29 protein-coding genes are annotated in these 26,756 nt (G+C 53.9%); 9 read left to right on the top strand and 20 right to left on the bottom strand.

The genetic code is table 11. The features are described from left to right. Positions 1-15: 15 nt before the first annotated feature. Genes BB497_04090 through BB497_04055 form a run of 8 tightly spaced genes read left to right on the top strand, consistent with a single transcriptional unit; the run spans position 16 to position 7,041 of the window. Positions 16-726 (top strand): hypothetical protein, encoded by a 711-nt coding sequence (locus BB497_04090; protein AVI61938.1) that lies wholly within the window; start codon positions 16-18, stop codon positions 724-726. Next, on the top strand, positions 723-1,892 hold the full coding sequence (locus tag BB497_04085) for a cation transporter (protein AVI61937.1): 1,170 nt from the start codon (positions 723-725) through the stop codon (positions 1,890-1,892). Before BB497_04090 ends, BB497_04085 begins: the two co-directional genes overlap by 4 nt. Then, the gene (locus BB497_04080) at positions 1,882-2,409 is read left to right on the top strand and encodes a cation:proton antiporter (protein AVI61936.1); all 528 of its coding nucleotides are present in this window, start codon (positions 1,882-1,884) and stop codon (positions 2,407-2,409) included. The genes BB497_04085 and BB497_04080 overlap by 11 nt, the downstream gene beginning before the upstream one ends. Before the next feature lie 6 nt (positions 2,410-2,415). Beyond that, on the top strand, positions 2,416-2,712 hold the full coding sequence (locus tag BB497_04075; protein AVI61935.1) for a multiple resistance and pH regulation protein F: 297 nt from the start codon (positions 2,416-2,418) through the stop codon (positions 2,710-2,712). Continuing rightward, the gene (locus BB497_04070; protein AVI64251.1) at positions 2,699-3,025 is read left to right on the top strand and encodes a Na+/H+ antiporter subunit G; all 327 of its coding nucleotides are present in this window, start codon (positions 2,699-2,701) and stop codon (positions 3,023-3,025) included. Before BB497_04075 ends, BB497_04070 begins: the two co-directional genes overlap by 14 nt. Next, a complete protein-coding gene (locus tag BB497_04065) occupies positions 2,997-3,932 on the top strand; it encodes a sodium:proton antiporter (GenBank protein AVI61934.1) in 936 nt (311 codons plus the stop codon). Before BB497_04070 ends, BB497_04065 begins: the two co-directional genes overlap by 29 nt. Then, positions 3,929-4,234 (top strand): hypothetical protein, encoded by a 306-nt coding sequence (locus tag BB497_04060; GenBank protein ID AVI61933.1) that lies wholly within the window; start codon positions 3,929-3,931, stop codon positions 4,232-4,234. Before BB497_04065 ends, BB497_04060 begins: the two co-directional genes overlap by 4 nt. Beyond that, positions 4,228-7,041: an NADH-quinone oxidoreductase subunit N gene (locus BB497_04055; protein AVI61932.1), complete on the top strand. Its 2,814-nt coding sequence runs from the start codon at positions 4,228-4,230 to the stop codon at positions 7,039-7,041. Before BB497_04060 ends, BB497_04055 begins: the two co-directional genes overlap by 7 nt. A 29-nt stretch (positions 7,042-7,070) precedes the next feature. Here the strand turns inward: BB497_04055 and BB497_04050 are convergent, their stop codons facing one another. From BB497_04050 to BB497_03955, 20 genes are all read right to left on the bottom strand, one after another. Continuing rightward, positions 7,071-8,459 (bottom strand): magnesium transporter, encoded by a 1,389-nt coding sequence (locus BB497_04050; protein ID AVI61931.1) that lies wholly within the window; start codon positions 8,457-8,459, stop codon positions 7,071-7,073. Between the two features lie 153 nt (positions 8,460-8,612). Further along, complete coding sequence (locus BB497_04045; GenBank protein ID AVI61930.1) at positions 8,613-9,041, bottom strand: F0F1 ATP synthase subunit epsilon; 429 nt, start codon at positions 9,039-9,041, stop codon at positions 8,613-8,615. Between the two features lie 24 nt (positions 9,042-9,065). After that, positions 9,066-10,445 carry a F0F1 ATP synthase subunit beta gene (locus tag BB497_04040; GenBank protein AVI61929.1) on the bottom strand — a complete coding sequence of 460 codons (1,380 nt, stop codon included), beginning with the start codon at positions 10,443-10,445 and terminating at the stop codon, positions 9,066-9,068. Between the two features lie 76 nt (positions 10,446-10,521). Then, positions 10,522-11,412 carry a F0F1 ATP synthase subunit gamma gene (locus tag BB497_04035; protein AVI61928.1) on the bottom strand — a complete coding sequence of 297 codons (891 nt, stop codon included), beginning with the start codon at positions 11,410-11,412 and terminating at the stop codon, positions 10,522-10,524. Positions 11,413-11,477: 65 nt separating this feature from the next. Then, entirely contained in the window at positions 11,478-13,022 is a 1,545-nt protein-coding gene (locus BB497_04030; GenBank protein ID AVI61927.1) for a F0F1 ATP synthase subunit alpha, read from the bottom strand. 16 nt (positions 13,023-13,038) lie between these two features. Continuing rightward, positions 13,039-13,575: a F0F1 ATP synthase subunit delta gene (locus BB497_04025; protein AVI61926.1), complete on the bottom strand. Its 537-nt coding sequence runs from the start codon at positions 13,573-13,575 to the stop codon at positions 13,039-13,041. Positions 13,576-13,586: 11 nt separating this feature from the next. Beyond that, positions 13,587-14,057, bottom strand: coding sequence for a F0F1 ATP synthase subunit B (locus BB497_04020; protein ID AVI61925.1), 471 nt, complete (start codon positions 14,055-14,057; stop codon positions 13,587-13,589). A 76-nt stretch (positions 14,058-14,133) separates the two neighbouring features. Continuing rightward, a complete protein-coding gene (locus tag BB497_04015) occupies positions 14,134-14,361 on the bottom strand; it encodes a F0F1 ATP synthase subunit C (protein AVI61924.1) in 228 nt (75 codons plus the stop codon). A gap of 65 nt (positions 14,362-14,426) precedes the next feature. Further along, a complete protein-coding gene (locus tag BB497_04010; GenBank protein ID AVI61923.1) occupies positions 14,427-15,254 on the bottom strand; it encodes a F0F1 ATP synthase subunit A in 828 nt (275 codons plus the stop codon). A 15-nt stretch (positions 15,255-15,269) separates the two neighbouring features. After that, positions 15,270-15,674: a F0F1 ATP synthase assembly protein I gene (locus tag BB497_04005; GenBank protein ID AVI61922.1), complete on the bottom strand. Its 405-nt coding sequence runs from the start codon at positions 15,672-15,674 to the stop codon at positions 15,270-15,272. A gap of 203 nt (positions 15,675-15,877) precedes the next feature. Next, positions 15,878-16,807, bottom strand: a complete 930-nt coding sequence (locus BB497_04000; GenBank protein ID AVI61921.1) for a chromosome partitioning protein ParB — start codon at positions 16,805-16,807, stop codon at positions 15,878-15,880. A 43-nt stretch (positions 16,808-16,850) separates the two neighbouring features. Then, positions 16,851-17,618, bottom strand: coding sequence for a chromosome partitioning protein (locus BB497_03995; GenBank protein ID AVI61920.1), 768 nt, complete (start codon positions 17,616-17,618; stop codon positions 16,851-16,853). Continuing rightward, positions 17,618-18,283, bottom strand: a complete 666-nt coding sequence (locus tag BB497_03990; protein AVI61919.1) for a 16S rRNA (guanine(527)-N(7))-methyltransferase — start codon at positions 18,281-18,283, stop codon at positions 17,618-17,620. Before BB497_03990 ends, BB497_03995 begins: the two co-directional genes overlap by 1 nt. Beyond that, positions 18,280-20,184, bottom strand: coding sequence for a tRNA uridine(34) 5-carboxymethylaminomethyl synthesis enzyme MnmG (locus tag BB497_03985; GenBank protein AVI61918.1), 1,905 nt, complete (start codon positions 20,182-20,184; stop codon positions 18,280-18,282). Before BB497_03985 ends, BB497_03990 begins: the two co-directional genes overlap by 4 nt. 40 nt (positions 20,185-20,224) lie before the next feature. Further along, positions 20,225-20,542, bottom strand: a complete 318-nt coding sequence (locus BB497_03980) for a hypothetical protein (GenBank protein AVI61917.1) — start codon at positions 20,540-20,542, stop codon at positions 20,225-20,227. Between the two features lie 195 nt (positions 20,543-20,737). Then, a complete protein-coding gene (locus BB497_03975) occupies positions 20,738-21,496 on the bottom strand; it encodes a peptide ABC transporter ATP-binding protein (GenBank protein ID AVI61916.1) in 759 nt (252 codons plus the stop codon). An 11-nt stretch (positions 21,497-21,507) separates the two neighbouring features. Beyond that, positions 21,508-22,179, bottom strand: coding sequence for a nickel transporter (locus BB497_03970; GenBank protein ID AVI61915.1), 672 nt, complete (start codon positions 22,177-22,179; stop codon positions 21,508-21,510). 90 nt (positions 22,180-22,269) lie between these two features. Next, complete coding sequence (locus BB497_03965; protein AVI61914.1) at positions 22,270-23,043, bottom strand: hypothetical protein; 774 nt, start codon at positions 23,041-23,043, stop codon at positions 22,270-22,272. Between the two features lie 148 nt (positions 23,044-23,191). Continuing rightward, positions 23,192-23,545, bottom strand: coding sequence for an iron-sulfur cluster insertion protein ErpA (locus BB497_03960; GenBank protein AVI61913.1), 354 nt, complete (start codon positions 23,543-23,545; stop codon positions 23,192-23,194). 103 nt (positions 23,546-23,648) lie between these two features. Then, the gene (locus BB497_03955) at positions 23,649-24,683 is read right to left on the bottom strand and encodes an N-acetyl-gamma-glutamyl-phosphate reductase (GenBank protein ID AVI61912.1); all 1,035 of its coding nucleotides are present in this window, start codon (positions 24,681-24,683) and stop codon (positions 23,649-23,651) included. A gap of 223 nt (positions 24,684-24,906) precedes the next feature. Between BB497_03955 and BB497_03950 the strand changes: the two genes are divergently transcribed. Then, entirely contained in the window at positions 24,907-26,712 is a 1,806-nt protein-coding gene (locus tag BB497_03950) for a Cl- channel voltage-gated family protein (protein AVI64250.1), read from the top strand. The last annotated feature ends 44 nt before the right edge of the window (positions 26,713-26,756 follow it).

Raw genomic sequence — 26,756 nt, 5'->3', positions numbered from 1 at the left:
TCAGGAGGTCAGCTGATGACCTTATTTGCTCAACTCTCAGCTCAATTACAGCCACTATGGCCGCTAATGCTAGCGGCCGTTCTGGGCGCTTCCGTTGGGCTGGAAAGGCAATGGCGGCAGCGCATGGCGGGGCTGCGCACCAATGCACTGGTGGCGCTAGGCGCCGCCAGTTTTACCCTTATGTCGATGATGGTGGAGGGTGAAATCAGCCCAACACGCATGGCAGCTCAAGTGGTATCAGGCATAGGTTTTCTTGGTGCGGGTGTGATAATGAAAGAGGGTGCCAATATCCGCGGCCTCAATACGGCAGCGACGCTTTGGTGCTCAGCGGCTATCGGCGTCATGGCGGGCGCCGGGTTTTATGTGCCTGCCATCTTCGTTGCCGTCTGTATTCTGGCCGTCAATATTTTGCTGCGCCCGCTGGTTTTGCTGATTAACCGGCAGCCCATTGAAAGCAGTCAAGAGGAGGGAGATTGGCAGTACGAGTTAAACATTACCTGTCATAATGATCACGAAGCGCATATTCGTGCGTTGCTACTTCAGGGGTTACTAGGCGATGCGTTACAATTGCAAAAATTGGAAAGCGTCCATCGAGAAGATGAGCGCACAGTTCGCGTAACGGCCAAACTCTTGGCAACAGAGCGTCACGATGCCTTAGTTGAAAAAGTAATCGGACGCCTGAGCCTGGAACCATCAGTCAGCACGGCTGGCTGGGACATCTCATGACACAAATGATTGAGCAGCACCATAGCCAGGAAGCGAAACGGGTTACGTACATCGGTGCGTGGCTAGACGGTATTCTTAGCGTGGTCAAGGTCGCCATCGGCTTTATGGTGGGTTCAGCGGCGCTGATCGCCGATGGCATTCACTCCCTTTCTGACTTAGTGACTGACGGCTTCGTGCTGGCAGCGATTCATTATGGGCGCCAAGAACCGGATATTGACCACCATTACGGCCATGGCCGTATCGAAACCCTGACGACTCTGCTGCTCGGCAGTGTATTGATCTTCGTTGCAGGCGGGATTGCCTGGTCAAGCTTAGACCGCCTGTTCAGCGGCACCGAGGTGGGTGCCCCTGGTATGCTGGCTATCATAGTGGCCATTTTAGCACTGCTGAGCAAAGAGTGGATCTTCCGCTACACCATGCGGGTCGCCAAGCGTGTCAACTCAAAGCTGCTTGAGGCCAATGCCTGGCACTCACGCAGCGATGCGCTCTCTACAGCAGTGGTGCTGGTGGCACTCATTGGTGCCCAGTTTGGTTTTGGCTGGTTAGATGCGGTGGCCGCGATTGTGGTTGGCTTGCTGGTCGGTAAAGTCGGTTGGGATCTGTTGTGGGAGTCGGCTAGAGAGCTGGTCGACACTGCCTTACCCGAGGATGTCCAGCAGCAAATGCACGATGTCGCCTGCAGTGTCCCTGGCGTTGATAGCGTGCATGATTTACGTACTCGCCAGTCGGCTGGCTGGGTGATGGTCGATTTGCATGTGGTCGTGGGCCCTAAAATCACCGTATCGGAAGCCCATGAAATTGGTAACGAAGTAAGCCGCCGCCTGCGAAATGGGTTTCCACTGCTCACCGATGTTATTTTCCACGTAGACCCCGAGGACGACGCTGGGGAGGGCGACCCCAGCCGTTTACCGGGCCTGCCACTGCGCCCTGAAGTGGAAGCGGCATTGAATGAGCGCTGGTATCGCCATCCTGTATGGCGAACATTAAGTGAGCTACAGCTGCACTACTTGGACGATAAAGTATCGGTTTCTTTGATTATTGGTGACGCGGTGAACCAACCCCCCCAATGCCTTGCCAGCCAGCTTAAAAGCTTAGCCAGCGATATCGAGTGGCTGGGCCATGTAGAGATCCTCTTCATTACTCGCGCTGCGAGTAATGCACCTTAATACGCTTATAAGCAGGTGGCTTAGCCAGTGGCAGCTGCCTCCCTGGCCGGCATTGTTACTACGCGTAGCCTTTTATAGCGGCCTGTGGTGGGTCATCACGGAAGGTAACGGGCATATCGGGTTAGGCGTTGTGTTAGCGCTTCTCATCGCCCTGTGCGCACCGCTCAATATAGCCACTTGGCCGAAGCAGCTACGCTGGTGGAAGCTGCCGGGTTTTATCGGATTTGTACTCAAACATAGCCTTTTGGGTGCGCTTGAAGTGGCACGATTAGCATTAGCCCGACGCTATCAGGCCAATACGCACACCCAGCACTATCGCTTTCGCCGCTTAACGCATCACCCTCAGCAGTTGCTCATGGCCAACCTGGTCAACCTAACCCCTGGCACTCTGACGCTACGGCTTCACAACGATACGCTCGCGATTCACATCCTCCACCATCACCCGCAGGTAGAAGCGCAGCTTCAGGTGCTTGAAAGCCGCATCGCAGCGCTCTATGGTCTGAGTGATGAACCTTGAAACAGGATTTTTAAAGAGGGGTTAACCATCGTTTATTTACTGGCCAGCGCTGTGCTGCTGGCAAACGCTGTGGTATCGCTTTGGCGGCTCTACCGGGGGCCTACCAGCGCTGACCGGATGCTGGCGGTGGAGTTTTTTACAACGTCGGCGCTGGCCATCATACTGCTATTTAGTGCCTACTTTACCCTCCCGGCCTTAGTGGATATTGCCCTGCTGTTTGCCCTACTGGCCGCGCTGGGCACCGCAAATTTCGTTGTGCGGCACCACCCGCCCCAGCGAGAGGAGCCAGATAACGATGCGTGAGCTGCTGGGCGCTGGGTTTATTCTCCTGGGTATCCCCTTTTTTATTGCTAGTACAGTGGGCCTACTGCGCTTTCCTGATGTTTATACCCGCCTACACGCCCTTACCAAGGCAGATAACATTGGTTTAGGGCTAATCTGTTTAGGCCTTGCCCTACAGGCCAACAGTGTCGCCGTCGCCCTTAAGATAGCGCTGATTTGGGGTCTGATTCTGTTAGCATCAAGCACGGGGGCTACCTTGATTGCGACCTCCGCCATACGCCACGGCCCCGCTCCTCTGCGCCGTAATGACGAAGACACCCATGCTGGCCGTTGACCTGCTACTCGCCCTAGCGGCACTCGCCACTGCAGGCCAGTGCCTACTGCTACCCGGTCTATTTCGGGCAGTGGCCAATTTGATGGCGTTTGGTCTTGTAATGGCGCTTATTTGGGTGCGTTTAGAAGCCCCTGATGTGGCGCTAGCCGAGGCTGCCATTGGCGCAGGCATTACCGGCGCTTTGCTGCTCACCGCCCTTGGGCAGCTGCCTGCGTCCCAGCGCAGTATTCAACCTACGCGCGACCGTCCTTTACGCCTACTCATCCCCATAACGCCGTTGGTGCTGTTAATAGCCGGTGTACTCTGGGCAACCGTATTGGCTCTCCCTAAACCCGGTTTGGTTGAAGAAGTAGCAGCGGTACTGCCAAAGAGTGGTGCTGAGCATACGGTGACCGCGATTCTGCTCAACCTGCGAGGAATCGATACCTTACTGGAAATCGCCGTTATGCTTTGCGCGGTTGCCGCTATTTGGTCACTCCAACAAGCGATTCCTCCGCCAGCCCTAGGCGGCCACTACCCAGGCCTGCCGACGCTGGCGCGCTGGCTACACCCTTTGTTTTTATTGATGTTTAGCTATTTTCTCTGGCAAGGAACCCATGCGCCGGGGGGGGCTTTTCCCGCTGGCGCCGTACTGGGTGCTGGAGGCGTGTTGCTGCTGTTAACCGGCAGCATCACCTGGATGCATCAACGAGATTTTAACCTGCTGCTACGCTGGCTGCTGGCGGCGGGGTTATTGCTCTTTCTAGCCACCGCGTTAGGCGGTTTACTAATGACCGGTACGCTCTACGGTTTACCGCCTCAATTAGCGGGCTACTTTATTATGGCGATTGAAGTAGCGACGGCCCTCTCTATCGCGCTCATGTTGATGGCCTTTTATCTTTTTGGGCGGCCAGGAGCCCCGCGATGACACACCTGTTCAGCAACATAGCGCTGACCACCGAAACGCTTTTTGCCTTGGTGGCTTCTCTTCTGGTGGCGCTCGCGCTGACGAGCGTGTTTACCGCGCGGCACCTAATCCGGCGCTTACTGGCGCTTAATATCCTCTCAAGCGCGGTGTTTTTGCTGCTGGTATTAATAGCACGTACCGCCGATGGTACTGATCCCGTTCCCCACGCCTTGGTGCTAACCGGCATTGTTGTGTCGGTTAGCACAACAGCCGTGGTGCTAGCGCTCTATCTGCGTCGCTACCGCATGAAGCCACCATGCTGACGCAGCCTCTTCCCCTAAGCGCTAGCAGCATACCTGCGCTGTTAGTCATCGTCCCTTTATTGCTGTGCATAGCCGCATTTACCCAGCGTTTACGGGTTAAGCATCAGTTGATTATTGGGATATCGCTAATCGCGCTAGGCAACGCCTTAGGGGCCTGGCAGCTTAGCCTTAGCCCCGAGTGGACGCTAGGCGGTTGGGCACTACCCATAGGCATACGTTGGCACCTTGACCCCGCGGGGCTTGCGCTACTTAGCTTAACCACCGTGGTAGCTAGTGTCGCTAGCCTGACGGCCTACGGTGAAAAAGCCAAACAAGGCGAATACTGGACGCTATGGTGGTTAATGTGGGCGGCACTTAATGCCCTATGGCTCACCCAAGATCTGTTTAACGCCTATGTGGCGCTTGAGCTATTAACCTTAAGCGCCGCTGGCTTAATAGCGCTGTCACCCAAAGACCCCTACGGCTTTTCCGCGCTTCGCTATGTGATGGTGGCGCTTATTGCGTCGCTTTTGTACTTGCTGGGGGTGGGGCTTATGTATGGTACCCACGCCACGCTAGACATCAATTTACTCAGCGAGCGGGCGTCTTCTGACATGCTGCATGGAATGGCGGCACTGTGCATGACGCTTGGGCTAATGATGAAAGCGGCGCTGGTGCCAGTGCACAGCTGGTTACCCCAAGCCCACACCCGGGCCACCCCGCCGGTCAGCGCCATGTTGTCCGCAGTGGTGGTCGCGGTCGCGCTTTATTGGCTGTGGCAACTCTGGCAAGGGCCTTTCCAAGGGCTTTCGATGCAGCCACTGTTTGCCTTTTTAGGCGGACTTTCACTGCTCTGGGGAGGGTTTAATGCACTCCAACAAACGCAGTTAAAGCGCTTAATTGCCTACTCGACAATTTCTCAGATGGGCTATGCACTGCTGATCCTGAGCCTTTCCCCTGAGCTGAGCACTTACCCCCTCGCCCAGCAAGGGGCGACCACGCTGCTGGTTGCCCACGGTTTGGCTAAAGCTGGACTATTTTTAACCGCCGGTTTCCTGGTGGCTTATCACCAAAGCGACCAGTTGCGGCAGCTTACCGGCAGTGCCTATCAGCTGCCTTGGCTGTGGGCAGGCTTTGCCCTCTCAGCGGCCAGCTTAATAGGGCTACCGCCCAGCGGCGGTTTTGTCGGTAAATGGTGGCTTTTTATAGGGCTTTTAGAGCAACAACGCTGGTTAAGCGCCATCGCTTTTCTCCTGGGAACACTGCTGACCGCCGCTTACTTAGCCCGTGTGCTTACCATTGCGTTGCGCCCGGCAGCGGGCACTCCAATAACGCTGGCCCCTAGCGTCCTCTCTGCACTCGCTCCCTTACTGCTCGGCGGGTTAGCGTGGTGCGTGGGGATTATTTTATTAATTCATCATGATTACTTTTCACTGCCTCACATTGACCGTACCAACGGTTTTTTTGCGCTACCGGCACTGCTGATTTGGCCGTTAGTGCTCGCTTGGCAGCACTGGCGCCCCTCACCACCCTCACACTTTTTCAGCGTACTGCTGTGGCTAAGCGCACTGCTCCATGCCGTTGCTCTGACTGCTCAAGAGTGGCTGACGTTTTATACCGCGCTGGCTTGGCTGGGAGTGATGGGGTGGCTGTTGATTTTACACGGCACAAACCGTACTGCTGCACAGGTCTATTTGGCCATGATGCTGCTCGCAGAGGTCTTACTGTTTGCCGCGACCGCCAGCCTGGTACTACAGGGAGCGCTCAGCGTTACAAACGCCACCTTTGCCACTCTTTCAACAGGCACAGCGCTGCTCATAGGGGGAGGATTAGCCATTAAAGCAGGCGTGTTAGGCGTACACGGCTGGCTACCCATTGCTCACCCTGCTGCACCTGCGTTGGCCAGTGCGCTGCTGTCTGGTGTGATGATTAAGCTAGGTATTTTAGGGTTACTGCGGCTGACACCCCCAAACGCTGAAGGTTTACCCATTGGCCAGCTGCTGTTTTATTGGGGGCTAATGGGCGCACTTTATGGCGGCATACGCGGCACGTTAGCAACACTGCCTAAAGCGGTATTGGCATGGTCCAGCGTCGGCCAAATTGGGCTATTAACAGCAGGGCTTGGCGCACTGCTCTGGATACCTGAAAGTGATGCCCTGCGTACCGTTCTTATGCTACTGGTGATTAGCCATGGCCTCGCTAAAGCGGCGCTGTTTATTGGCGCAGGGCAATGGCGTTACCTTGCGGGCTACCAGCGATGGTGGGTAGCTGCAGGCATGGTTATCGCTGCCCTTTCACTGGTGGGCGTACCGTTGAGCGGCGGGCTATATATTAAAAGCTGGCTGACATACGCAATGAACAGCCAAGGCTTAGCGGGAGAGCTATTAACCCTGGCCAGTGTGGCAACCGCAGGCGCCATGCTGCGGTTCGGTTGGTTACTTTTAAAACATCCGACTGAATCAACGCTCGACGGCAAAACGTCACCACACCGCTGGCTCTGGGGGGGATGGTTTATCCTCTGCGCCAGCGCTTGGCTAGTGCCGCTTATTTGGTGGTGGTGGCTGCCCTACCCCGGAAGCTGGTTAGCAGCCAACATGAAAGCCCTAGGGATAGTCATGGTTAGTGGAAGCGCTGCCATAGCAATAGCGTACCTGCGTATAACCAGCGCTTTTCAGCTGCCTCCATTGCCGCTGCCGCAACGCATACCACAATGGAGCCAGGCAAGCCGCGTTCGGCTTGCCTGGCGCATTGAGCGCCAGCTACGGCACTGGCCCGTCATCGGTCTTATGCTGCTCATCGTAGCTGGGCTTTTTATAGCGATATATTAACGCATAGCGTTTGAGGTTATAGCGGTTCGCTACATGCTTACATCAGCCAAAATGGCGGTGGCAATACTGAAGTAAATCAGTACGCCCGTGGCATCAATCAACGTAGTGACCAGCGGCGCTGATGCCGTCGCCGGGTCGACTTTAAAGCGCTCTAGCAAAAATGGCAGGCACATACCCATTATGCTGCCAAATATCACAATCGTGATCATACTAAGCGCAACGATCATACCTACTGCTTCACCACCGCGCATAACGCCTATCGGTGCTACTGCTAACGCCATTGTCAGGCCCAGTGACCCGGCTACCAGCAGCTCACGGCCAAGCATTTTGCTCCAATCTTTGACACCCACATCACCGGTTGCCATACCCCGCACCATCAGCGTTGCTGCCTGGGCACCCGCATTACCCCCACTACCAATCAGCAGCGGTAAGAAGAAGACCAGCGCCACTTGAGCAGCAATGGTGTCTTCAAAGTAAGCAATACCCGCGCCTGAAAACAGATTGGCAAACACCAGCAGTACTAGCCAGAAGACCCGTTTACGATAAAGGCTCCATAGCGGTACACGGCTAACGCCATCTTCCAGCTGGCCGATCGACATCCCCTTGTGGATATCTTCAGTGGCCTCTGATTCGGCGACATCCATCGCGTCATCGTGGGTGACAATCCCCACCATGCGACCGTCAGTGTCGACCACAGGTAAAGCGAGTAAGTCGTAGCGGGCGACAATACGCGCGACTTCTTCCTGCTCTTCATCAACGGGGGTGTGGATAACATCTTTAATCATGATGTCATCCACCAGCGCACCAGGGCGTGCCACCATTAGCTGACGCAATGACATCGTACCGATCAGTTGCCCTTCACTATCAAGCACATAAAGCTGATAAACCGTTTCCGCATCGGGGGCTGTTTGGCGCACCCGCATCATGGCTTGCGACACCGTCATGCCACTGGCTATTGCCACATAGTCAGAGGTCATGATGGCGCCTGCGGTGCCCTCTTCATAACTCGATAGACGCTTTAGGTCTTCCCGCTCTTGATGGGCCATACGGCGCAGCAGCGCCTCGCGGCGATCTTCATCAAGCAAGTTGAACAAGTCAGCCCGCTCATCAGAGCCCATCTCCCCAAGAAGCTTGAGCACCTGGGTATCCGACAGCTCACCGACGACTTCAAGCTGGCTTTCACCCGGTAAGTAACCCAGTACGTTGGCTGCTCGCTCGGTGGAGAGGATATCAAGTACTGACAGCGCTACCGGCAACTCCTCATCATCTTCGATGAGCTCTTCAAGCACTTCACCAATATCTGCCGAACGTATTTCCGAGAGCCGTTCGGAAAGCAGAGCTTTACTCGGCTCTTCTTTAACCAACTCGTCTAGAAGCTCATTTTTTAATTCCTGCAAGGTTTCATCATTCAATGACATCGCTATCTCCCTTTTTGCAGGCCCGTTTTAGCCGATAAAGTACTGCAGACAAGCTCAATGACTGCATACGCCGCTTATATTAACAGACAAAAAAAACGCCCCTTAAACCCTAACGGGTTCAAGGGGCGATTTATACACGCCAGAGGCGTGTTTTTAGCCTTTACCAGCCTTTTTACGCAGCTGCTGGATCGTTCGCAGCTGGGCAACGGCTTCGGCAAGTTCAGCAGCAGCACGGGTATAATCCAGCTCCGCTGACTTGTCGTTGAAGGCTTTCAGCGCCTGTTGACGCGCTTCTTCGGCTGCAGCCTCGTTGAGGTCACTGGCACGCGAAGCCGCATCGGCCAAAATCGTCACCACATCCGGTTGGACTTCCATGAAACCACCCGAGACAAAGAAGTTTTCTTCCTTGCCATCATCGTGGATCACGCGGATCGGACCCGGCTGAAGCTCAGTCAGCAGCGGTACGTGACCCGGCAAAATACCCAAGTCACCCATGACCCCAGAAGCCACAACCTGCTCTACCTTGCCCGAGAAGATAGACGCTTCAGCGCTGACGATATTGCAAGTGAAGCTATTCGCCATAGCGAATCCCCCTAATGGACGGGATTACTTCTTCATCTGGTTGGCTTTGTCGACAGCTTCGTCGATGGAGCCGACCATGTAGAAGGCCTGTTCCGGCAGATCGTCATACTCACCCGCGAGGATGCCCTGGAAGCCAGCAATAGTATCTTTCAGAGAAACATACTTACCGGGCGAACCAGTGAATACCTCGGCAACGAAGAACGGCTGCGACAGGAAGCGCTGGATTTTACGCGCACGAGATACGGCCAGCTTATCTTCATCAGACAGCTCGTCCATACCCAAAATCGCGATAATGTCCTTCAGCTCCTTGTAACGCTGCAAAACGTTCTGCACGCCACGTGCTGTGTTGTAGTGTTCTTCACCAACGACCAGCGGGTCCAACTGACGCGACGTCGAGTCCAGCGGATCGATAGCCGGATAGATACCTAGCTCAGCAATCGAACGTGCCAGTACAACGGTGGCGTCCAGGTGCGAGAAGGTGGTAGCCGGCGACGGGTCAGTCAAGTCATCCGCAGGGACGTAAACGGCTTGTACGGAAGTGATAGAACCGGTTTTGGTCGAGGTGATACGCTCTTGCAGAACGCCCATCTCTTCAGCCAGTGTCGGCTGGTAACCTACCGCAGACGGCATACGACCCAACAGTGCAGATACCTCGGTACCGGCCAGGGTGTAGCGGTAGATGTTATCAACGAACAGCAGAACGTCGCGGCCTTCATCACGGAATTTCTCAGCGATGGTCAAGCCAGTCAAGGCTACGCGCAAGCGGTTGCCGGGCGGCTCGTTCATCTGACCGTATACCAGCGCTACCTTGTCGATAACGTTGGATTCAGTCATCTCATGATAGAAGTCGTTACCCTCACGCGTACGCTCACCAACACCGGCAAATACTGAGTAGCCGCTGTGTTCGGTGGCGATGTTGCGGATAAGCTCCATCATGTTAACGGTTTTACCAACACCCGCACCGCCGAACAGACCGACTTTACCGCCTTTCGCGAAGGGGCAAACCAAGTCGATTACTTTGATACCGGTTTCCAGCAGCTCGTTAGAGGCTGCCTGGTCGGCATAGCTCGGTGCTTTACGGTGAATCGGCATGCGCTCTTGCTCACCGATGTCACCCGCTTCATCAATCGGCTCGCCGAGAACGTTCATGATACGGCCCAGCGTTTCCTTACCAACCGGTACGGAAATCGCGGCACCTGTGCTGGTCACGTCCAAGCCACGTTTCAAGCCCTCAGTAGAGCCCATGGCGATGGTGCGCACCACGCCGTCGCCCAGCTGCTGCTGGACTTCGAGGATGGTCTCAGCATTGGAGACCTTCAGCGCGTCGTAGACCTTGGGCACAGAGTCCCGCGGAAACTCTACGTCAATCACCGCGCCGATGATTTGTACGATACGTCCGCTCATCTTGGTTCCTCTCAAAAACCTGCAAATGAAACCTGTCTGCCGGGAGCCACCTAAGCATTGGCTAGCTCCCTAGGCGTTATACGGCAGAAGCGCCGCCGACGATCTCAGAAATTTCCTGGGTGATGGCGGCCTGACGGGCCTTGTTGTATACCATCTCCAGATCGTCGATCAGGTTGCCCGCGTTATCAGTGGCACTCTTCATAGCGATCATTCGGGCGGCCTGCTCGCACGCACCGTTTTCGACTACCGCCTGATACACCTGCGATTCGATGAATCGAACCAACAGGCTGTCTAGCAACGCCTTGGCATCCGGTTCATACAGGTAGTCCCAGCTTCCGGGACGGGCGTTTTCTTCGTCATGCTTCGCTTCAGCGCCCATATCGGGCGATAACGGAAGAATCTGACGTACAACGGGACGCTGTGTCATGGTATTAACGAATTCGTTATATACCACGTACAGACGGTCTAAACGCCCGTCGTCGTACGCTTCGAGCATGACCTTGATACTACCGATCAGACCCTCAACCGTCGGTGCTCCCCCTAACCCGCTTTTGGCGGCAACCAGATTGCCCCCGTAGTTACGGAAAAAGGCACCGGCTTTCGAGCCAAGGGCACAGAAATCCAGCTCAACACCCTCTTGTTTCCAGGCCATGGCATCTTTCAATACCGCCTTAAACAAGTTGACGTTTAAGCCGCCACATAGGCCGCGGTCGGTAGATACCACAATGTAACCGACACGGCTGACGGGGCGCTCCACCATATAACGGTGTTTGTCGTCCTGCTCAATATCAGCATCCGCAATGTGAGCAACCACGTTACGGATCTGATTAGCATAGGGCTGACTGGCCTTCATCAGATCTTGTGCTTTACGCATTTTCGATGCAGCCACCATTTCCATGGCGCTGGTAATCTTCTGCGTATTTTTAATGCTCCCGATCTGGGTGCGTATCTCTTTTGCAGCTGCCATAGCGATCTACCCTTCGTTCGTGGCTCTCAGAAAGCATGCTAGCCCGCCCGCAGGCGGGCCGGACATTACCAGCTCTGAGTCGCCTTGAACTTCTCGAGACCCGACTTCAAGCCGTCCTGAATCTCGCCATTGTAGTCGCCGGTCTGGTTGATCTTGTCGAGCAGGTCGCCGTGCTCAGACTTCATGTAGTCGTGCAGGGCACGCTCGAAGTCCAACACTTTATCGACGCTCACATCATCCAGGTGACCTTCGTTAGCGGCGTACAGAGACAGCGCCATTTGCGCCACAGACATCGGCGAGTACTGATTCTGCTTCATCAGCTCCGTAACACGCTGACCGTGCTCAAGCTGCTTGCGCGTTGCTTCATCAAGATCAGACGCAAACTGCGAGAACGCCGCCAGTTCACGGTACTGAGCCAATGCCAGACGCACACTACCGCCCAGTTTCTTGATGATTTTAGTCTGTGCAGCACCACCAACACGAGAAACCGAGAGACCTGCGTTAATCGCCGGACGAATACCGGAGTTAAACAGGTTAGTTTCCAGGAAGATCTGACCATCGGTGATCGAAATCACGTTGGTCGGAACGAATGCTGATACGTCGCCACCCTGGGTTTCAATGATCGGTAGCGCGGTTAAAGAACCGGTTTTACCTTTCACTTCACCGTTAGTGAACTTCTCTACGTAGTCAGCGTTAACGCGGGCAGCGCGCTCCAGCAGACGCGAGTGGAGATAGAAAACGTCACCAGGGTAGGCTTCACGGCCCGGCGGACGACGCAGCAGCAAGGACACCTGGCGATAAGCCACAGCCTGCTTGGATAGATCATCATAAACGATCAGTGCGTCTTCACCGCGGTCGCGGAAGTACTCACCCATGGTGCAGCCAGAATAAGCGGCCAGGAACTGCATGGGTGCCGGATCGGCAGCGCCAGCAGCGACAACGATGGTATGTTCCATCGCGCCATGCTCTTCAAGCTTGCGGACGACGTTAGCAATGGTCGACTGCTTTTGACCGATGGCTACGTAGACACAGGTAACGCCTTTGCCTTTCTGGTTGATGATCGCATCGATAGCAATAGCGGACTTACCAATCTGACGGTCACCGATGATCAGCTCACGCTGACCACGACCGATTGGTACCATGGCATCGATAGATTTCAAACCGGTTTGGATTGGCTCATCAACGGACTGACGGGTAATAACGCCGGGCGCTACTTTTTCTACCGCGTCGGTCATTTTCGCGTTGATGTCGCCTTTGCCATCGATGGGGTTACCCAACGCATCGACAACACGACCAATCAGCTCAGGGCCCACCGGCACTTCAAGAATACGACCGGTACACTGGGCGGTCATGCCTTCTTCAAGCTGCAGGTAGTCACCCAGGACAACGGCACCTACGGAGTCACGCTCCAGGTTAAGTACCATGCCGAAAATGCTGTTGGGGAATTCAATCATTTCACCAAACATCGCGTCTTCGAGGCCGTGAATTTTCACGATACCGTCGGAAACGCTGACGATGGTGCCCTGATTACGGGCTTCGGATGCGACGTCAAGCTTCTCAATTCGCTGCTTGATGATGTCGCTGATCTCGGAAGGATTCAGTTGCTGCATGCCATGTCCCTCAGACTCAAATGGTCAGCGCTTCGGAAAGGCGGTTCAATCGACCACGCACCGACCCGTCAATGACGGTGTCGCCGGCACGCAGGATGACACCGCCAATAAGCGACTTGTCCACCTGAGTAGTAATGGAGATTTCGCGATTCAGACGTTTCTTGAGCGCGGTTGCTAGCTTGGTCTTCTGCTTGCTGTCCAGCTTGTAAGCTGAAACCACAGTGACGTCGATACGCTTTTCATGCTCTGCGCGTAGGCGCTCAAACTGATCAGCAATAGCATCCAGCGTCGCTAAGCGGCGCTGATCAGCTAAGGTGGTCAGAAAGCGTTTGAACGCATCATCTGCGTTGTCGGTCAGCATTTCTGCCAACAGTTCCACTTTCTTTTCACTGCTGAGTTTAGGGCTACCTAACAGGCCAGCAACTTGACGATCTTTGACGATTGATCCCGCCATTGCCAGTGCCTGTGACCAAGCGTCAAGCGCCTGATGATCGCGCGCGTATTCAAACGCCGCGTTGGCGTAAGGACGAGCGACGGTAGATTGTTCCGCCATGGGTCACCTCCTTACAGTTCAGCGGCAAGCTTATCAAGCAAGTCGCGGTGCGCTTTCTCGTCAACAGAGGCTTCAAGAACACGCTCAGCGCCTACGATCGCAAGGTGGGAAACCTGTGCACGCAGTTCGTCTTTAGCGCGATTAATTTCTTGCTCAATTTCTGCCCGAGCGCCGGCTACCAAACGCTCGCCTTCCGCACGCGCTTGTTCGCGGGCTTCTTCGACCATTTGGGCAGAGCGCTTGTTGGCTTGCTCGAGAATTTGAGATGCCTGCTCTTTGCTTTCACGCAGCGTCTGTTCTGCACGCTCTTGAGCTAGCTCAAGATCACGGGTAGCACGGCTAGCTGCGTCCAAGCCATCAGCAATTTTCTTTTGACGCTCATGAAGCGCGTTGCTGATCGGAGGCCACACATATTTTATGCAAAACCAGACAAAGATCGCGAAGGCGATCGTTTGCCCGATAAGCGTCATGTTGATATTCACAGGGATGTACCTCTGACAAATTCGTGGCGACCGGAGTGAAACAAAACCGAGCGGATAGCCGCTCGGTTAAGCTGCATTAACCGGCAACAACGAAGATCAGGTACATCGCGATACCAACACCGATCATCGGAACGGCGTCAAGCAGACCCGCCATGATGAAGGTTTTGGTTTGTAGCTGGTCGCTTAACTCAGGCTGACGTGCTGTGTTGTCAAGCAGTTTGCCACCCAGCATGGCAAAGCCAAAGCCAGTAGTCAGGGCGCTAACACTGATGATGAAGGCGGCAGCAAGGTAGACGATTTCCATTTTAAAGCTCCTGATAGTGCGTTAGTTTCAAGGGTTAAGGGTATTGTGCAAAACGTTGCTCTGGTTCAGTGATGCTCGTGGGCGGCACTTAAATATACAACCGTCAGCGTTGTAAAAATAAAGGCCTGCAACGAAATCACCAAAATGTGGAAGATGGCCCAAGGCACATCCAACATCCAAATTGCCCAGAAGGGTAACAGGGCGATCAGGATGAAGATAACTTCACCAGCGAACATGGCGCCAAACAAACGGAAGCCAAGGCTGATTGGTTTTACCAACAACCCTACGATCTCAAGGATCAGGTTGAACGGTGCAAGCAGCCAAGTATTGAAAGGTGTCAGCGCTAGTTCTTTCGCAAAACCAGCAACCCCTTTCACTTTGCAGCTGTAGTAAATAATCATTAAGAACACACCGATTGCCATGCCTAACGTGGCATTGATATCAGTGGTCGGTACTATTTTCATATACTCGAAGCCAAGCTTGCCAAACATTTCAGGCAAGTAGTCCACCGGTAGCAGTTTTAAGCTGTTCATGAGCAAAATCCACATGAAAAGCGTCAACGCGATTGGCCCAATATTTTTATTGTGACCATGAAACGTGGAGCGTGTTAGGCCTTCGATGAACTCGACAACCATTTCCACTGCGTTCTGCAGACCGCTGGGGACGCCTGTCGTGGCTGCTTTACCCGCCTTATGAAATAGCCATAGGAACAGAGCACCCATGCCAATAGACCAACCCATCGTATCCAAATGGATAGCCCAAAATCCCATTTCAGTGGCTTCGGCAGAGGTGGACGCAAGCGACCAGCCATTTTCCGGATGCTTACCGAACGTGAGGTTCTGGAGGTGGTGCTGTATGTAATAGATGGCCGATATTTCGTTATCCGCTGCCATACTGCTTCCTCAAGTTTAAGGGGTTGACCGCTCACGTACGAGCCAAGGTGCTAGCCAGTACATGAGTTGGGCCACCACATAGGCGACAAAGAAAAAAGCTGGGTTTGAAGGGGGCACTGATACTAGCACAATCACGAATAGCGCCACCGTCAAACCAAACTTACCTGCAGCTGCCTGATAAAAATTCAGTACATTTTGTTTAGATTGCCGACCTGTGCGGCGTAGACCACGCCACACAAAATAGATGCCTGGCAATATGCTAACCACGCCACCCATCAAGGCTGATAGTGCTGCTTGGCTGCCTGATACGCCGCCAGCAAGTGCCATAATGAGGGCTGTTACTATTAACTGGGCTTGAAATAGCCTTTTAAAATCTAACGTGCGGCGTTTAGCAGTAGAGACATTTTGCACGTTGATCACTACCCCCTACTGCTTTTACCAGCGTTGAGCGTTATTGCCTGACGCCTATCGTCCCACATAACCTTTTAACAAACACCGGCGGATTATAGGGAAGCGCTATCACACCTTCAACCGAAGTTGCACGGATTTGACGCGTTTTAGCAACTACTTGCGACCAAAGGGTTAAAGAAATGGCTATATAACCCGCCTATTTTATAAGCCTGCTATTTAATGTGCGCCAAGATACCGTCTAATTCTTCGAGACTGGTATAGCGAATAGTGACTTTGCCTTTGCCTTTCTGCCCGTGATCTATCGAGACAGGCGCACCTAATAGCTCACCTAAATGAGTTTCTAATCTTGCAACGTCTGGCGTTTTAGCTGTACGTGACTGAGGCGGGATAGGCGCTTGGCTAGTTTGAACCTTTTTGACCAACGCTTCGGTCGCCCGCACAGTAAGGTCATTATTGACCACCTCATGGGCAACCTGACGTTGCTGTGCGCTGTTTAGCGATAGCAGCGCCCGTGCATGCCCCATATCGAGATCACCGCGCTCAAGCAACGTTTGTACTTCAGGATCCAGCGCTAATAAGCGCAATAAGTTAGAGACCTGAGTACGCGATTTACCCACCGCATCGGCTATTTGCTGTTGAGTCAGCTCAAATTCATCACCTAAGCGTTTTAGCGCTAGGGCTTCTTCGATGGCGTTAAGGTTCTCACGCTGAATGTTTTCAATCAGCGCCAGGGCAAGGGCAACTTCATCGGTGACATCGCGAATAACCGCCGGGATTACATCCAGTTCTGCCAGCTGAGCAGCACGCCAGCGCCGTTCACCGGCAATAATTTCGTAGCGCTCCTTCCCTACGGGACGCACCACAATGGGCTGCATAACCCCTTGGGCGCGAATAGAATCCGCGAGTTCTTCCAGTGCTTCGGGCTGGATATCCCGGCGAGGCTGATACTTGCCGCGGGAAAGCTGGCCTAAGGGCAGACGCTCTAGGCGTTCCGCTGACGCATCATGGGAGGCAGCTGGCAATAACGGAGCGCCTGCGCTATCTAGCGTAGCACCACCGGTTAAATCTAAACTGTCACGACGACGGGCGCCCGCACCAATCAGGGCATCCAGGCCACGTCCTAGCGCGCGTTTACGCGTCATTCGCTTCCCCTCGAACTTTTAGCAATACGTAACTGCGACATCGTTATAGCGACAGTCGACGAATCATCTCTTTCGCTAGCACCCGATATGCCTGGCTGCCGCGTGAAAAGCGCGCGTATTGAGTCACAGGAAGCCCGTGACTAGGCGCCTCAGCAACTTTTACATTGCGCGGAATAGTCGTTTTTAACAACGCATCACCGAAAAATTCCCGCAGCTGTTTGTCAACTTCCCGAGTTAAGCTGGTGCGCTTATCGTACATGGTGCGCAAAATGCCAGAAATCGCCAGCTCAGGGTTAACACTCTGTTTGATCTGCTCCACTGTATCAAGCAGTGCTGACAACCCTTCCAGCGCGTAAAACTCGCATTGAAGCGGGATGAGTACGCCATCCGCTGCTGTCAGTGCGTTAACGGTAAGCATATTAAGCGACGGCGGACAGTCGATGAGCACCACATCGTAGTCATCGGCCACCGCGTTAAGCGCTAGCGATAAACGGCTTTGGCGCTGGTCGATGTCCAGTAGCTCTACTTCGGCCGCGGTCAAATCGCCGTTGCCGGGCAACACATCAAACTTTACCGGCAGGTTACGCACGATAACTTCGTTCGCAGTTGCCTCCCCCAGCAGTACATCGAGAACGCTTTTATCCAGCTCATATTTGTCGATGCCGCTGCCCATACTGGCATGCCCTTGTGGGTCTAAATCAACCAGCAGTACACGGCGATCCAGCGCTGCCAAGCTGGCCGCTAGATTTACGGCTGAGGTGGATTTGCCCACGCCGCCTTTTTGGTTGGTCAGGGCAATGATCTGGCTCACTACTCAACTCCTTTTGGGGTCAGAATCAACAGCTGCCGCTCGGCCGTTTCAAAAGGTACGCTCAACAGATGACGCTCTTGGAGCACGATACCTGGAGGTAATTGTTTCAATTCTTCATCGGCGCCGGGGCCTTTCATGGCTAGCCACTGTCCGTCTGCCGCCGGTAATGCTTGGGTGAGCGTGACAAAATCCACCAAGCTAGCAAACGCGCGTGAAATGACTTGGTCAAACGCCTGGCCGTTAAACTGCTCAACGCGCACTTGGGTGGGTGTGACGTTGTTAAGGGCTAACTCCATCACCGCTTGGCGTTGAAAGCGTACTTTCTTACCGTTGCTATCAAGCAGCGTTACCTGCAGTTCAGGCTTGAGAATTGCTAACACTAATCCCGGCAGCCCTGGCCCAGCGCCTACATCAAGCAACCTTGGCCCATGCACATAAGGAGCCACAGCGGCGCTATCAAGCACGTGACGGGAGACCATCTCTTCCACATCACGCACTGCGGTGAGGTTATAAGCCTTGTTCCACTTATGCAACAAAGCCAACAGCGCCAGCAGCTGTTCGCGCTGCAAGGGGGTAGCGCCCACATTAAGCGCGGCCAAGCCTTCATCCAAACGGGGCGCAACGCCAGTGGGTAAGCTCTTTATCAGAGGCTGCAAAGGGTTCATCCGTTAACTACCTCAGAACTACTCACCAAACGACGCTTTTTCAAATGGACTAATAAAATCGATATCGCCGAGGGCGTTACGCCCGAGATGCGTGCTGCATGTGCCAGCGTTTCCGGTCGTGCTTCACTCAGCTTCTGGCGAATCTCGTTAGAGAGGCCCTCTACGCGGTCATAGTCTAGTCCAGCAGGTAGCGGCGTTGCTTCATGACGCTTTAGCTTATCGATCTCGTCCTGTTGACGCTCGATGTAACCCTGGTATTTCGCCTGAATTTGTACTTGCTCAGTAACGGCATCGTCTTCAACGCCAGCCTCTTCCAAACCAGGCAACGTTGAAATATCAGCGTAAGTAAGTTCAGGACGCTTGAGTAGATCGCTTAAGCAGTACTCACGTGGCAATGGCTTGCCGGTTTTTTCAGCAATTTTATCTGCTGCAGGGGTATTTGGCTGCACCCATACGGTGGCTAGCCGCGCTGTTTCACGCTCGATGGCTTCGCGTTTCTCGCTAAAGGCTGCCCAGCGGGTATCGTCTACCAGACCAAGTTCACGGCCTTTTTCGGTCAGGCGAAGATCGGCGTTGTCTTCGCGTAGCAGAAGACGGTATTCCGCCCGAGATGTGAACATGCGGTAGGGCTCTTTGGTGCCCATGGTGATTAAGTCATCTACCAGTACGCCCAGGTAGGCTTCATCACGGCGGGGGTACCACGCCTCAAGCTGTTTTGCGCGCCGTGCGGCGTTTAGGCCAGCCAGCAGCCCCTGGGCACCTGCTTCTTCATAGCCGGTAGTGCCGTTGATTTGCCCGGCAAAAAACAGGTTGTGGATAAATTTAGTTTCCAGCGAGTGTTTCAAATCCCGCGGATCGAAGAAATCGTACTCGATGGCATAGCCAGGACGCGTAATGTACGCGTTTTCTAAGCCTTTGATCGAGCGCACGACCTGTAGCTGCACATCAAAAGGCAGCGAGGTTGAAATGCCGTTGGGATAGAGTTCGTGGGTATCTAACCCTTCAGGTTCGATAAACACCTGATGGCTCGATTTATCGGCAAAGCGGTGCACTTTGTCCTCAATCGACGGGCAGTAGCGCGGACCAATCCCTTCAATCACGCCGGAGTACATCGGCGAACGATCTAAGTTACCCAGAATAATCTCGTGGGTACGCTCGTTGGTGTGCGCGATATGGCAGCTCACCTGCTGGGGATGCATTTCCCGGGAGCCGAGGTAAGACATCACCGGAGTAGGCGTATCGCCTGGCTGCTCTTCCAATTGGGAAAAATCAACCGTCTTGGCATCGATACGTGGCGGCGTCCCGGTTTTCAGCCGGTCAACGTGAAACGGCAACGCACGCAGCCGCTCTGCAAGCGCGTTCGAAGGTGGGTCACCCGCGCGGCCACCGCGGCTTTGATCTAACCCGATGTGGATAACACCACCCAGGAAGGTACCGGTTGAGAGCACGACAGATTCCGCGTGGAAGCGAATGCCTGTTTCGGTCACGACGCCGCGTACGGTGTGATTATCCACAATCAGATCACCTGCCGCCTGCTGAAAAATCGTCAGGTTGGGCTGGTTTTCCAGCATGCCGCGAATGGCTGATTTGTAGCGAATGCGGTCCGCTTGAGCGCGGGTTGCTCGTACTGCTGGTCCTTTGCGTGCGTTAAGCACACGAAACTGGATGCCGCCGAGGTCCGTGGCTAGCCCCATTGCACCACCAAGTGCATCGATTTCTTTCACCAGGTGGCTTTTGCCGATCCCACCAATCGCCGGGTTGCACGACATTTGGCCGAGCGTCTCGATGTTGTGGGTCAGCAATAGGGTTTGACAACCCATACGAGCAGAGGCCAATGCGGCTTCAGTTCCCGCATGGCCACCGCCGATGACAATCACGTCAAAGCGGTCGGGATAGTTCAAGAGACACCTCGTCTTGTGCCAGTTGGCACGGATGATGTGGTCAGTAAATCGATACTGACGAAATAAGCTCGCCAGTATAAACCTCCTGTGGGTAACCGTCAGGTTTTTCCACACCCCAAATAACTACTTCACCTATTATTAATAACAAAATAAAAATATATAAGAGAAGTTCTGTTAATGCTGTAATTACTGGTGTGGACAAAATCTGTGCATAACTAACTTTTTCCCAATAAAAACATTTATTTAAATTGTTGGTATTTAGGCGTTTAAACGGAGGAGTGCCTGCGTAGAAGCGGTGTTTGAGCTGTGGATGAAAAAGTGACTTACACACAGGGCCAGCTAATAAGAGGTTATCCACCTCGCCATACCGAGTTTGTTACCGCACCTGTGAACAAGGCATCAGCCGAACACTAGAAGTGCTGATAGGTGTCCATGGCAAGGGATGTAGAGCCGAAGAGTTACAAAACTAAAAAATAGTATCCACAGGCAAAAAAAATGGCCTGTCGCACTGACAGGCCATAAAACGGGCAGATATTAGTGGTTTTCGGTCCCCCTAATGCTTTAACACGCGTGCTAAAAATGATTGGGTACGCTCATGTTGTGGGGTATCGAAGAGTTGTTCAGGGGAACCTTGCTCGGTGATTTCTCCTTTGTGAATAAAAATAATCCGGTCAGCCACCTCTCGTGCAAAGCTCATTTCGTGGGTGACGATCACCATGGTCATGCCCTCTTTAGCTAGTTCACGCATGGCATCCAGTACTTCACCGATCATTTCAGGGTCAAGCGCTGAGGTTGGCTCATCGAACAGCATTAGCCGTGGTTCCATGGCCAACGCACGGGCTAGCGCAACGCGCTGTTGCTGGCCACCAGAGAGCTGGCTTGGGTACTTATCAGCTTGATCGGCAATGCCCACGCGCTCAAGCAGTCGTTGAGCCGTTTCTTGGGCGTCCTGGCGGCTCCAGCCGCGCACTTTCATCGGAGCAAGGGTGATATTGTCCCGCACGCTTAGGTGGGGAAACAGGTTAAATTGCTGAAACACCATGCCCACTTCGGTACGAATGGTTTGCAGCGCTTTGCCGCTTTTGCCGTGGGGTAGCAGTTCATTGCTATCCACCACTAGCGAGCCAGATTGAAACTCTTCTAGGCCGTTAATGCAGCGAATCAACGTCGATTTACCGGAGCCACTGGCACCAATCACGACGACCACCTCACCAGGAACAATCTCAAGATCAATATTATTGAGTACGTGCAGGCTGCCAAAATGCTTGTTGAGCTGCTGCATACGCACAATGGGCTGTGTTGCGTTATTCATTGCGCTTGTCCTTATTGTCCGACGAGGCCTCTGCGCTCTAATTGACGCAGCAAGATGGAGAGAGTCCAGGTAATGGCGAGGTACATTAGCGCCACCATGAAGTAGACCTCAAGGGCGGTAAACGTGGTCGCAATATAGATCTGGCCTTGGCGTACCAGCTCACCTACCCCGATAACGGAAAACAGCGATGTGTCCTTAATACTGATAATACCTTGGTTGCCCAAGGGCGGGATCATGCGGCGAAACGCTTGGGGCCAAATGACGTAGCGAAACGCTTGGGAGCGGGATAGCCCGAGCGAGAGCGATGCCTCGCTTTGGCCTCGTTCGATGGATTGAACCCCACCACGCACAATTTCAGAGATATATGCCCCTGAATTAATAGCAATGGCGGCAATACCGGCCACCAACGCGTTAATAGGGCTGCCCAGTAGCTGCGGCAAGCCATAAAAAATAAACAGCACCTGAACAAGAATAGGGGTCCCGCGAAATACTTCGACATAGAAAATGGCGGGCCAGCGTAACCAGCGATGGCGGCTGATGCGCAGTAGGCCGAATAAAATCCCGATAAAGAAGCCGATGGCGAGACCGCCAAACGAAATCATAAGCGTCCAGGGGATACCTGGCAGCAAGTGGGGAATTGAGCGAAACGCTGCCGCCCAATCAAACTGAAAAGTGACGTCCACGTGTCTTTCTCCTGAAAGGCAACCAAACAACGCAGGGCCGGGGGCGAGGCCGCCCGGCCCTGTATTAGTCATTCACTGTATAACGAAGGATTAATCGTCGCTGGGCGTTTCACCGAACCACTTTTCGTAGATTTCATCGTAGGTGCCATCTTCGCGCATGGCTGCCAGCGCTTCGTTAGCGGGTTCTACCCACTGGCTGCCTTTATGGAACACGATGCCGTACTGCTGGCCTTCATACAGCGGGCCGACCACTTTAGTGCGGCCTTCGCCCCGGGTTTGGGAGAAGTAGGCAACGTTAGGGGCATCGTAAAAGGCAGCGTCGACGTTACGGCCTAACAGCGCCATATACATATCGCTGTTACCGGGATAGGGGGTGATGTCGGCATCGTCACCCAGCTGCTCTTGAAGGAAGTCGTAGCTGGTGGAGCCGATACGGGTAGCAATGGTGAGGCCGGCGAGGTCTTCGATGGTTTCAACATCATCGTTATCCGCTCGGACAATGATTTGCAGACCTGAGTCGTAGTAGGGGTCGGAGAAATCGACGATCTCTGCGCGCTCTTCGGTAATCGTGACACCTGCAATGGCAATCTCTTGGCTACCGGTTTGCACGGCTGGAATAATTCCGGCGAATTCCATGGTAGTTAGGTTGACCTCAAAGCCTGCACGATCGGCGACTTCATTAATGATATCCATATCGAAACCGATCATTTCACCGGTTTCGGGATCCATCATTTCAAAAGGGACAAAGCTTGGGTCGGTGACCACGTTGACGGTGGGCGTCTCGGCCATGGCGGAGGTAGCCATGCTGGCAAGACCAAAGGTGACAGCAGTGGCAATGACCGACTTTTGAATAGTGAGTTTCATTAGTTTCCCCGTGTTTTATGTTGTTGTTAGCGATATTTAAAGAAGGTGTTTCTTTAAAAATCGGGTTAACAACCGTTATTGACCTTTTAACCTTGGCGAGAAACCGCCAAGGCGTCAAGTCACGGGGAGAGCTTGCTACCAACGTTGGTTAGACCATAAAAGAGGCGCCACAGCCGCAGGTGGTGGTGGCGTTGGGGTTTTGCACCCGGAAACGCGCGCCGGCAAGACCTTCTTCGTAATCGATGGTTGAGCCGACTAAATACTGATAGGAGAGTGGATCGACCACCAGAGTGGCAGTGCCAAACTCGATAAGCGTATCGTCTTCGGCGACGTTTTCAGCGAAATCAAAACCGTATTGAAACCCTGAACAGCCGCCGCCGGTCACGTAAACGCGTAGTTTCAGCGCTGGGTTGCTCTCTTCTTCAATTAACGCGTTGATACGACTGCGTGCGCTATCAGATAAAAGTAGAGGGGTTGGAACAAAAGCTTCTGCACCGCTCATGGGTACCTCCCGCGAGCTTTAAAGAACGAATAATCGGCATTAGAGAATTATTATGGGTAATTCCCAGCAAAAGGGTCAACTATTGCTGGGAATTAGTGAAGGCTTACGGCATTAAGGCGGGGGCTGTTAGGCCGGTATTCTCTTCAAAACCAAACATTAAGTTGAGATTTTGAATCGCCTGGCCCGAAGCGCCTTTGACCAGGTTATCAATTACCGAGAGCACCACGACGGTATTGCCGTTGCCCGGACGGTGGATAGCTAAACGGCAGGTATTGTTGCCTTTCACGCTGCGTGTTTCCGGGTGGCTACCTGCAGGCATTACATCCACAAACGGTTCGTTGGCATAACGCTGCTCAAACAGCGCCTGTAAATCGTCGGGTTCACTGGTGAGTGTGCTGTAGAGCGTCGCGTGAATACCGCGAATCATCGGTGTTAGGTGGGGGACAAAGGTGAGTCCTACCGGATGTTGCTGCATATCCCCCAAGCCTTGGCGAATTTCCGGTAAATGACGATGACCCGCCGCGCCATAGGCTTTCATGGATTCGCTGGCTTCAGCTAAAAGTGACGCCACTTTGGCCCCACGGCCAGCGCCGGTAACCCCTGATTTACAGTCGGCGATTAGCTGGCTTGGGTCGATTAGTCCAGCTTCTAAAAGCGGCAGGTAGCCAAGTTGAACAGCCGTTGGATAGCAGCCAGGTACGGCAATTAAGCGGGCATTTTTAATCGCTTCACGATGCATTTCTGGCAGGCCGTAGACGGCTTCTTTTAGAAGCTCTGGTGCGCCGTGGGGCTGGTCGTACCATTGGCTCCACTCCGCTGCATCGCGCAGGCGAAAATCCGCCGATAGGTCGATGACCCGCGTACCGTTATCGAGCAGTTCCCCGGCAAGGGCGTGGGCCACGCCGTGGGGTGTGGCAAAAAACACGGCATCCATCGCCCCTAGTGCGTTGGCATCGGGTTCGCTAAACGCCAGCGTATCGTAGTGGCCGCGCAGGTTGGGGTACATATCGCACACCTTAACGCCCGCTTCCGATCGTGAGGTAATCGCTTCTACGCTAACGTGGGGGTGCTGGGCGAGAAGCCTTAAGAGCTCTACACCGGTGTAACCCGTACCGCCGACAATACCAACCTTAATCACAAACCACTCCTTGCGCGTTGAGCACGTTATGTCTTAACAATAAAGCGCTAGTCATAAACAGCCTTATTAAATGGAAACAGGCTGTCGAAGCGTATCAAGCTATGATACACAAGAGGCGTCCCCCATAAGAGCGCTCAATGGTACGAACCCTAATAACCACTGTGTTAGCTAACTCGGGTACCCTGATAGAACCCTTCGTAACCTAAGCGCAAGGATGGTCGCTGTGGCACGCTTTTCCCGATCAGATTTCACCTTAGAGAGTTTTCGTCGCCAATTAGCGAACGTGGATGCCCTACCGCAGCTATGCGTGCTGGGGCTGATGTCAGGAGTGATTACTGGCGCGTTGATGGTAGCCTTTCGCTTACTGCTCGAGGCGGGCGCGGCGCTCTATATGCCTGAGGGTGACCCGGAAGCCTTTGAAGGTTTGGCACCATGGCTGCGGGCGCTACTGCCAATAGTAGCGGTAAGCCTCGTGGGCACGCTGCTATATCGTCAAAAAGCCACGGCACGTAAGTTGGGGGTAGGGCATGTCATTGAGCGCCTTACCTATCACCAAGGGCGTTTTCCCCTGCGCAACTGGTTAAACCAGTGGTGGGTGGGGGCAGTGTCTGTTTTAGGTGGGCTTTCTGCTGGGCGTGAAGGGCCTGCTATCCACTTGGGCGCTGCTGCATCCAGCGGCTTAGGTCTTAAGCTTCGCTTGCCTAACAATAGCCTGCGCGTATTAGTTGCCTGCGGTACCGCCGCGGGCATTTCAGCCTCGTTTAACACGCCGATTGCTGGGGTGATCTTCGCCATGGAGGTGGTGATGATGGAGTACACCCTGATGAGCTTTATGCCGGTTATTCTGGCATCGACCATGGGCGCGCTGGTGGCCCAAATGGCTTATGGCAACGAACCCGCATTTCGTATCCCCGAAGTGGCGTTGGGTTCATTGATGAACCTGCCTTGGGTGGTGGTGATAGGGTTGGTGATTGGCCTGTTGGCGGGGCTGTTCATTCACATATCTCGCAGCCAACAGCTGCAGGCGTGGCCACTATGGCTGCGCTTAGCGCTGGTGGGTGTTGCAACCGGCGCCGTGGCCTGGTGGTTTCCCGAAGTGCAGGGCATTGGTTACGACAGCGTTGCCGCGGCACTTAATAATCAGCTTGAACTCAATGTGCTGTTTGCCCTGATGATTGCCAAACTGCTGATTACCGCGATTACCGTCGCGGGGGGAGTACCCATTGGCATTATTGGCCCGGTACTAGTGATAGGCGCTGCCACTGGCGCGTTAGGGGGGATGTTAGGCGGTTGGCTATGGCCAGATAAAGCCGCAGACCCTGGGGTGTATGCCATGCTGGGGATGGCAGCGATGATGGGGGCGGTGCTTCAAGCGCCGCTGGCAGCGTTGATGGCGCTGCTTGAGCTAACCCACTCGCCGAACATTATGCTGCCGGGCATGTTAGTGGTCGTAGTGGCCTGCTTAACGTCACGCCAGCTAATAGGCTGTGAGGGCTTTTTTATTAGCTCGGTACGTTACGGTTTGCACCCCCTTCAGCAGCCGTTGATGCAGGCGCTTTCGCGGGTTTCTGTGCCCGCGGTGATGGAGCGGCAGCTGGTGCGTACTGAGCGCATGATAACGCCAGCCCATGCCCGTCGTTTGTTAGAAACTAGCCCCGTTTGGCTGGTGATTGAGCGCTCAAGCAGTGAAAAACCGGTGCTGGCGTTAAAGGCTGCGGAACTTGCCCGCTGGTTGCTGGAGCACGATAAAGCGCTTGAGGGAGAAACCCCACGAGAAGATGAATTGATCGACTTGCTTGAAGTTCCTGGGCAGCGTCTAGAGATGTCGCCTATCGCTTTGCAGGCAACGCTTTCGGAAGCGTTTTTAACATTGCAGGCGGATACCCTGGATGCGCTCTACGTGGTACACGGCAATCGACCAAAGCATCAGCGTATTTCAGGTATCATTACCCGTGATGCCATCGAGCGTTACTATCACTACGTTGACCCACTCAGTGTTGAAAATCACAGCACTGAAAAAAAGCACTGAATCCCATGCTGCTATTTTCCAGCAATGACCCCACCGCCTAAGGA

The organism is Halomonas sp. GFAJ-1, from assembly GCA_002966495.1.
Classification (GTDB): Bacteria; Pseudomonadota; Gammaproteobacteria; order Pseudomonadales; family Halomonadaceae; genus Vreelandella.
The sequence above is the reverse complement of the archived record's forward strand: the minus strand, read 5'-3'. Positions and strand labels throughout refer to the sequence as shown.